The sequence below is a fragment of the Phocaeicola sp. RTP21359st1_B8_RTP21360_211022 genome (assembly GCF_040911965.1).
Classification (GTDB): domain Bacteria; phylum Bacteroidota; class Bacteroidia; order Bacteroidales; family Bacteroidaceae; genus Phocaeicola; species Phocaeicola vulgatus.
On the sequence record NZ_JBDFXP010000015.1, the window covers coordinates 105,984 to 114,069 of the forward strand.

Genomic DNA, 8,086 nt, shown 5'->3' on the forward strand with positions numbered 1-8,086 from the left:
TACAAAACTTTTCATAATGATACGTATTCCATCGCCAAATATCGGTTTGACAAAAAGTTATCCCCTGCTTTTTATCCTATCAGTCCGTCAGCTTCACCGTTTCCATCTTCCCCGGAACCAAAGTAAGACGCGCCGTTCCATCCCTGTCTATCTCCACTTCCATATACCGGGCCCGGATAATGATCCTTCCATCTACAGCCAGTACCCCCCACTGGCAGGAACTGTCCTGATAGGCGCAATAACCACCCACCGGATGCAATATCCTCCGATAGACAGGTGGAATCAAAATCCGCTCCGCTGTCCTCAGCCCCCATTTCACTCCTATTTGAAAAGGTACGGCCTCCACACTCCTGCTGATTATACGCTGCCGTTTCCGTTCATACTCGCACTTCTCCTCACGCAAGCGTTTCTCCACACGCTCGTCCGCCTGTCTTCGGAGCAATGCCACCGCCTCATCAAAATCCTCACTCCGGTCCGACGGACGGTTACAGGCCACATAACGCTTTCCATGCCCTTTCTCCACATGATAATACCGTCCCTCCTCATCCATCACCACAATACTTTGATCCGGCAACCATCCGCTCAGGTAATAAGCACGCTCCTCATCCCCCTCCAACAGACAAACCTGCGGTTCACAACAAAAGCCTCCATCTTCCATGCGGCGGCATCGGGAAGGCACTCTGCCATCGTACATCTTCACATAAAACCCCATCCACACGATGGACGAAGAAGGCAACCCGCATGTATTGGCATACACCTGCCTCGTCCTGCTGTAATAAGTACGGTTCACCTGTAACAATTCTATGCTCCCGTATCTGAGGACACGCGGGCGGACAGAATAACACCGGCCGTTCCGTAAATCCACATAAGACACCGAATTCCCGGCATGACGGACTTGCAACAAGTCATCTTTCAGAAACCTCACCTCACGGCAATGCCCCGGTTCGGCCACCAAAGCCCCCGTATCATCCAGTACCCGGACACACCCGTTCCGAAGCCTCCCCACGGCAAAACGTCCTTTGATACTCAAAATCTCTTTAAACGAAGCGTCCGGCAGCATCCCATCTCCCTTTTCCAATCCCCAAAGACCTGTTTCCTTATCTACAAATGCCCTCAGACTGCATGACGGTGACTGCTCCTTCTCATCCGGCAAAGCCTGCTCTCTGATGGAAGAAAGCAAACGCCCGTGCTCCATAACCACCACCAAGTCCCCACCGGCTTCAGCCGGCCTTTCCACCACCGGAAAAGCGGTAACGGAAGCATCACAGTTCATCCGTCCGGGCAAACTCCCCTTTCCCGCCATCCGTCCCCGGAACATAGCATCCCAGTTCCATCGCTGTGTAGGAAGCCCGAAAATGCGGTACAGCCCCACATTGTCTATCAGCATACACGCCTCCTTGCCCTCCGATCTCCGCAATCCGCGCCCTACCTGCTGCAAATATTTAGCCAGTGACAAAGTAGGACGGGCCAGTTGTACAAACTCCACATCGGGACAGTCGAACCCCTCGCTGAATACATCCACATTCACCAGCACCTCGATTTTTCCATGTCTGAACTCCTCCACCATCCGCTTACGCTCCATAGCAGGAGTCTTGCTGTCCACAGCCACCGCATTCACTCCCCGCCTGCTGTAATACTCCGCTATCCGCCGGGCATGTTCAATGCTGATGGCATACACCATCCCCTTCTTGCCGGAAGCAAACTGCCTGACACTGCGGTACAGGCGCTCGATACCGGGACGCCTGTTCAGTACCGCATCCATCTCTTTCACCTGATAATCCCCATCGGCCCCCCGTTTCTCCAGACCGTCAATGAGCCGCTGCTCCTCGCTGCCGGGACGGATGGATACATAATCGAACACAGACAACACGCCTTTTTCAATAAACTCGGCAATACTCCACGAAGTAACCAGTACCTCGAACAGTTCCGTGAACCCCCTACGGTTCAGGCGGCAAGGTGTGGCAGTCACACCCAGTTTCTTTGCGGCAGGATAACGCTTCCACATCTCCGTGTAAGAAGCGGCCAAGGCATGATGAGCCTCGTCTATCACAATCAGTCCCGGAGCATCACCCGCCTCATTCCAGTGCCGGGACAGCCATTGGACAGACATCACCCTGACCGGAGTATCCTCCCTCCGGATACCATATTTAGCCAGCGTTTCCTCCATTTGCGCCACCAGTTCCCTACGATGGGCAATAAGCCATACCCCGCTGCCGGCAGAAGACACGAACTCACTGACCACAGATGCCAGCAAATGTGTCTTGCCCGTACCGGTAGGCATCTGCACCATCACACTCCGGTGAGCTTTCCACGCTTCCATCAGACGTGTTTTCATCTCTATCTGATAATCCCGCAACATAAATAATTTGCCGATTTGCTAACGTGCCAATGGAGTAAGAGGATAACTGAAAAAATTATTTACTAGCCAGCATATTATTAATCTGCGCCCGTATATTGGCTATCGTACCGCCCGACACAAGCCGTTTGGCAAAAGGTAGCAACGACTTGATGAAAGCCGCTTTCACCACCGTGTGTTTGTCTACATTCCTACAGTTCTCATCGGCCAGCATCTTTCCTACCACCACCGCCAGTTCGCGTGCCGTGGTACACTCTCCCAAAAGTATCTTGTAAGCCCTCATCACCTTTATATCGGGTATATAGACCGATACGTAAAATTCATCATCCGACAGTTCCGCCGGCTCCTGTGCCGGCTTCTCATCCATCACACTTTCTGTACTCTCCGTTTTCTCAGAACCTTCCGGTTGGTCGGCGGCCTCATCACCCCGGTCGCCATAAAAGTTCTGAATGGCGGAAGACGCCACAGGGGCAATCAGATTGTTTCCGCCATAAATATTTATCATCATATCAGGTTTTTCATTCATATACTATTTCTTTTCTCTATTCTTTAATTATTATCAACAGATCGTTAATCAAAATCCATATTTTATCAATATATAATCAATAGCATGCACCAATAGTAAACAGATAGTAAACGGTTATGAACCGATTTCCATACGTCATTCCCTACCCGTATATTTGTGCAGATAAATCAAAATCAATTTCTTTTATGAAAGAATACATCATGTCATTTTTCAATGCACCCGTCACCAATAAAATACCCACATGTATATGCAGTGTGGCAGGGCTTCATACCTACATCAGTACCAATCCGCAACTGGAAGAACTGACGCGTAAAGTCAGAGCCGGACTCGGAGACAAGCAAGTGTTCCGAAAGAATAAACAGACCCTTTTACCGTATGTCACTCCGGCAGGTATCTTCTCTTACTGCAAAGAGCAATGCATGCAAGTTCCTTCGGGCCTCTTTGTCATAGATATTGACGAACTGGCTTCCACCGAAGAAGCGGCAATGTGGCGCGACCGCCTCTTTGCCGATGAAGTGCTGCACCCCGTACTTTCCTTTGTCAGCCCCGGAAACCAGGGAGTAAAACTGTTTATCCCTTACCGCATAAACCCTTTCCTGAGCGTGGAAGAATCCTTCGACAATGCCCTGCACACCGCATGGGAGTATCTGGAATGGAAATACGAGCTGAAAGTGGACAGGGCCAATGCCGACTTGTCCAGAGCCTGTTTTCTGTCGCACGACGGAGAAGCGAAAATCAATAACCATAAATATTAAAAAATGAACGATTCTATTTCTATCTTGGAACAGCTGGTAACAGCCATCGAACAAGCGGGAGTCAATGTGGCCCCCACCTATCAGGAATATATGCCGCTGGCCTTTGCCATAGCCAACAGTTGCGGAGAAGAAGGACGCACCCGGTTCCACCGCATCTGCCGCATATCCGAAAAGTACCACCACGATGAAGCAGACAAACTGTACGGACATGCCCTGACCAAAGGAACAGGCAGAAATTCCCTGGGAACCGTCTTCCATCTGGCAGAGGTGGCCGGGGTGAAAATGGACCCGAAACTTGCAAACTTGCAGAACTTGCAGTCTCTCCACACCCACACACGTGCGCGCGTATCCTATAATGCCCATCCGGATGCTTCCGACGGGACTCCGCCCGATGCCGTTTTCACGGACCCAGCCTCCCCCCTGTCCGACGTCGTGTCCAAAACCATCCTCCCTGCCCGACTTCCCTCTTTCCCCGACTACCGCTGGCCCGCCTTCCTGCAAGGAATCATAGACTGCGGTAACTCTCCCGCCCAACGGGATATCCTGCTGCTGGGTGCGGCAACCGTGCTGGGAAGCACCCTCAACAAACTGGTAAGTTTTGTGTACGGACGAAAGCACAAATATCCCTGTCTGCAAGTATTCGTCACCGCGCCTCCCGCTTCCGGCAAAGGTGCACTGACCTGGGTACGCCGTTTGGCAGAACCCATACACAACGCGCTGCTGGACACCTACCGGGAAAAAATAAAGACCTACCGCATGGAAAAGACCAAATGGGACACTTTGGGGAAGGAAAAGGCAAATACCCCCGAACCCGAACAGCCCCAGCTGAAAATGCTCCTCATAGCCGGTGACAATACCGGTACAGGCATACAGGAAAACCTGATGGACTCCGGAGGCGTAGGACTGATATGCGAAACCGAGGCCGACACCGTGAGCACCGCCATTGGAGGCGACCACGGACACTGGAGCGACCTCCTCCGGAAATGTTTCGACCATGACCGGCTGGCCTACAACCGGCGCACCAATCACGAATACCGCGAATGTAACGTCACGTTCCTCTGCGTACTTCTCAGCGGCACGCCTGCACAAATCAAGCCCCTTATCCCATCGGCCGAAAACGGATTGTTCTCTCGCCAGCTGTTCTACTATATGCCTGCCATTGAAGAATGGGAAGACCAGTTCAACGAAGCGGATACAGACTATGACTCCCGTTTCCTGGAATGGGGGGCACAATGGAAAGAAGTGCTGGACGCCATCACCGCTTCGGTGAGCAACATCAACATGAAGCTCACCCACGAGCAAAAAGAGATATTCAACTTCCACTTTGCCCGTGTATTCGGACGAGCCTCCGCCATTCACGGTAACCAGATGAAAAGCGCCGTAACCCGTATTGCCATCAATATCTTCCGCATCATAAGCATTATCGCCCTGCTGCGCTCTCTGGAATCCCTGCTGCCGGGAGGCGAAAGGAGCGGTGAACCACAGGAAAACATCGTGCGTACCCTGCTGAACTGTCCCGGACTGACCCCGTCGGCCCATATTCCACAAGAAAACATAGCAGACGGAATCGTACCGCAATTCAACCTCTCCATCCGCACCGACGACTTTTATGCCGTGCTGGCCCTGGTGGAACCTCTGTACCGCCATGCATGCCACATTCTCTCGCTCCTGCCCGCAGGAACCCCCACCGCACCATCGGCGAACATGACTCCCGAAACCCTGTTCGACTGCCTTCCCCTGCGCTTCACCCGCAACGAAGCCATCGACAAAGGAGAACAGGTAGGAGTTCCGGCAGGCTCGGTGGACTCGCTGCTGAAACGTATGACCGAACGCGGACAGCTGGTCAAAGTGGGGCGTGGCGAATACGAATTCAACGCGCGCATGCACACACGTACGTGTGTGGGTGTGAGAGAGAGTGCAAGTTCTGCAAGTTTGCAAGATTCCTGAATTTAAAATGTATAAATATGAAAGATTTCCTTTATTTCCCATCCATGACAAAAGGTAGCCTGGCTCTGCTCTATTTTCCCGGTTCAAATCCCCGGATAGCCACCCGGCATCTGATGAGGTGGATAAACGGCTGTCCCCCTTTGATGGAAGAGTTATCCGCAACGGGTTACCATACCTCGCAAAAAGTCTTCACGAGCCGCCAAGTGACACTGATCAACCGGCATCTGGGCAGCCCCGGATAGCCCTGCAAGCTCTTTGGAACAGGATGAAAGCCATAAAGTGCCACAAGGTGTCATAAAGCGTCAGCACGCATTTCACAGTACCTATCTTTGCAATGTCAACAATGAGGGAGCCGATACGTTACTAACCTTCGGCCTAGCATGTTACTAACATGTAACCCCATACGTTACTAACCTTCAGCCTTACACGTTACCTACGTGCAATCCGCAAGAAAAGTAAAGTATTCTCCCTCTTCACTGACGAAATTCATTTTTTATTTTTCATCTCTTAAAACCCTATTTATCATGATCAACTACAGCACCTGCATGCGTGGTAACCCCACCGACAAAGACGCGGCCAAGAAGGCGTATGCCAACGCCCAGTACTCACAAGTAATGACACTGGACAAGTTCTGTTACCACATTGCCAGCCACGGATGTGTATACTCGCGCGCCGATATCCAAGCCATCCTTATTCTTGCCGTGGACTGCCTGCGCGAGCAGTTGTTGAACGGACAGCAGATACAGATGGGCGATCTGGGCGTATTTTCGAACAGTATCCGAAGCCTCGGCGCCCATTCGATGGCAGAGTTCACTGTGGAGAACATCACCGAGGTGAACGTACTGTGGGCTCCGGGCGTCCGTTTCAACAACCTGCGCCAAGATGCCGAATTCCAACTGGTTCCCACGCGCAAGGCAGCCGCCGAAGTAGTGAAGGCATTGAAGGCCGGAAAGACTACGGTAGACCTGACGGGCAATTCTTCTGCCGCCGGCATTGCCGCTGACGACGCTGACGCCTCCCGCATTCCAGCCGCCTCCGGCGAACCGGCAGACGAAAATAGCTGACCGGCTTGTTCCGCTCCACAGAGATAGCATGATGTGATTATGGAACACGGGCGACACGGACTCTTCTTTCACTCCCCCGTGTCCGTCCGCCAGTTCCGTAACCTCCTTTTGTTCCATTCGCATTTTAAACTGACAAAAAACAGATATTTCCATGAATGAATCCAACCACGAATCCAAGAAAATCACCTGGACACAAATCCTCCGGGCAGTTATCCAGGCAGCCATCGCGGCACTCACCGCTTTGGGCATTACCAGTTGCGCATCCCTCATCTAAAGAACAAACACAACATTTTCCAATTCTCAATTTATTATGATACAAGAAACATTCCCAATGATAATCGGTGAGGAAGAAATGAAAAACGAACGCCAACTCCTCACCGTAGAGGACGGACCGCTGATGCAAGGACGCGAATCAGTGCGATACCTCATCCTCCACTGTAGCGCCACACGTTGTGACAAAGACTATACTGCCGAGCAATTACTTCGTGACCATAAGACCCGTGGTTTCCGGACTGTAGGTTACCACTTCTATATCCGTCGCGACGGCACCATCACCCAGCACCGCAAACTGCTGGAAGTGGGGGCACACTGCCGTCCCTGGAACCGTTGCAGCATCGGCATCTGCTACGAGGGCGGTCTGGATGCGGACGGACATCCGGCAGACACCCGGACCGCAGAGCAGACAGAACAGCTTACCTTGTTGCTGATGCGTCTGGCAAAGCTTTTTCCCGGTGCCCGGATAAGGGGACATAGGGATATGAGCGGAAGCATCCCGAAGGCTTGTCCTTGTTTTGACGCGGAAGGGGTGTTCGGATATTTGGAAAGGTAATTTCTTTTTCCAAGGTTTCCCTTTGCCAGTGTTCGTTTCTGCTCTCAAGTAGAGAGTGATACTACTGGCAGAGGGAATTTTTTACTAAGATCATCCGGCCGGTACCGACACACCGAAACAGACTATCATATAGATAAAAATCCTTCCTGTTACGGGTTATTGTATAATCCGCGTTTATTTTTAAAGCTGAATAAATCCTAATCGGATAATCTTCTTTATTATTAAAGCTCCGGGAACAAGCGCTCTCGTTCCCGGAGCTCCCCCTGCACTTTTCACAAAGGACAAGGGTTCTGATCTAACATTAGTGCCGGCTATGTTCCATTTCCGGCCGGCAGACGGAAATAACAGGCTGCAAAAACAAAGTTTTTTAACTGCTAAATTACTAAGGACCCTCATCGAGAAGGATCGTTAAGAACAGCCCGTTTTACTAATAGGCATTCTTCTCGCCACGGAAGACATTCGCCACCGTCCTGTACATGATGTAAAGGTCCAGACCGAAGCTCCAGTGCTCCAAATACCAGATATCACCACAGATACGGCCCTCCATGTCTTTTAGTTCCTTCGTTTCCCCACGGAAACCCGTAACCTGGCTCCATCCCGTTATACCCG

At 51.5% G+C, this 8,086-nt stretch carries 9 protein-coding genes; 6 read left to right on the plus strand and 3 right to left on the minus strand.

The genetic code is table 11. The annotated features are described in order from the left end of the window. Positions 1-79: 79 nt before the first annotated feature. Both AB5062_RS09995 and AB5062_RS10000 read right to left on the minus strand, forming a co-directional pair. Positions 80-2,359 (minus strand): DEAD/DEAH box helicase, encoded by a 2,280-nt coding sequence (locus AB5062_RS09995; RefSeq protein ID WP_368326874.1) that lies wholly within the window; start codon positions 2,357-2,359, stop codon positions 80-82. A 55-nt stretch (positions 2,360-2,414) separates the two neighbouring features. Then, positions 2,415-2,882 carry a hypothetical protein gene (locus tag AB5062_RS10000; RefSeq protein WP_117616315.1) on the minus strand — a complete coding sequence of 156 codons (468 nt, stop codon included), beginning with the start codon at positions 2,880-2,882 and terminating at the stop codon, positions 2,415-2,417. 185 nt (positions 2,883-3,067) lie between these two features. On the opposite strand from AB5062_RS10000, the gene AB5062_RS10005 reads away from it, so the two are divergent. From AB5062_RS10005 to AB5062_RS10030, 6 genes are all read left to right on the plus strand, one after another. Beyond that, positions 3,068-3,637: a BT4734/BF3469 family protein gene (locus tag AB5062_RS10005; RefSeq protein ID WP_005848379.1), complete on the plus strand. Its 570-nt coding sequence runs from the start codon at positions 3,068-3,070 to the stop codon at positions 3,635-3,637. Positions 3,638-3,640: 3 nt separating this feature from the next. Then, complete coding sequence (locus AB5062_RS10010; protein ID WP_117616314.1) at positions 3,641-5,584, plus strand: DUF3987 domain-containing protein; 1,944 nt, start codon at positions 3,641-3,643, stop codon at positions 5,582-5,584. A gap of 17 nt (positions 5,585-5,601) precedes the next feature. Next, the gene (locus AB5062_RS10015; protein ID WP_005840510.1) at positions 5,602-5,826 is read left to right on the plus strand and encodes a DUF4248 domain-containing protein; all 225 of its coding nucleotides are present in this window, start codon (positions 5,602-5,604) and stop codon (positions 5,824-5,826) included. 282 nt (positions 5,827-6,108) lie between these two features. Further along, the gene (locus AB5062_RS10020; RefSeq protein ID WP_005840512.1) at positions 6,109-6,648 is read left to right on the plus strand and encodes a DNA-binding protein; all 540 of its coding nucleotides are present in this window, start codon (positions 6,109-6,111) and stop codon (positions 6,646-6,648) included. A gap of 151 nt (positions 6,649-6,799) precedes the next feature. Then, positions 6,800-6,922 carry a smalltalk protein gene (locus AB5062_RS10025; RefSeq protein ID WP_151061839.1) on the plus strand — a complete coding sequence of 41 codons (123 nt, stop codon included), beginning with the start codon at positions 6,800-6,802 and terminating at the stop codon, positions 6,920-6,922. 36 nt (positions 6,923-6,958) lie between these two features. Then, a complete protein-coding gene (locus AB5062_RS10030; protein ID WP_008781964.1) occupies positions 6,959-7,477 on the plus strand; it encodes an N-acetylmuramoyl-L-alanine amidase in 519 nt (172 codons plus the stop codon). Between the two features lie 427 nt (positions 7,478-7,904). Here AB5062_RS10030 and AB5062_RS10035 read toward each other — a convergent pair. Further along, positions 7,905-8,086 (minus strand): sugar transferase (locus AB5062_RS10035; RefSeq protein ID WP_368326873.1); only part of this gene is annotated, 182 nt, incomplete at its 5' end.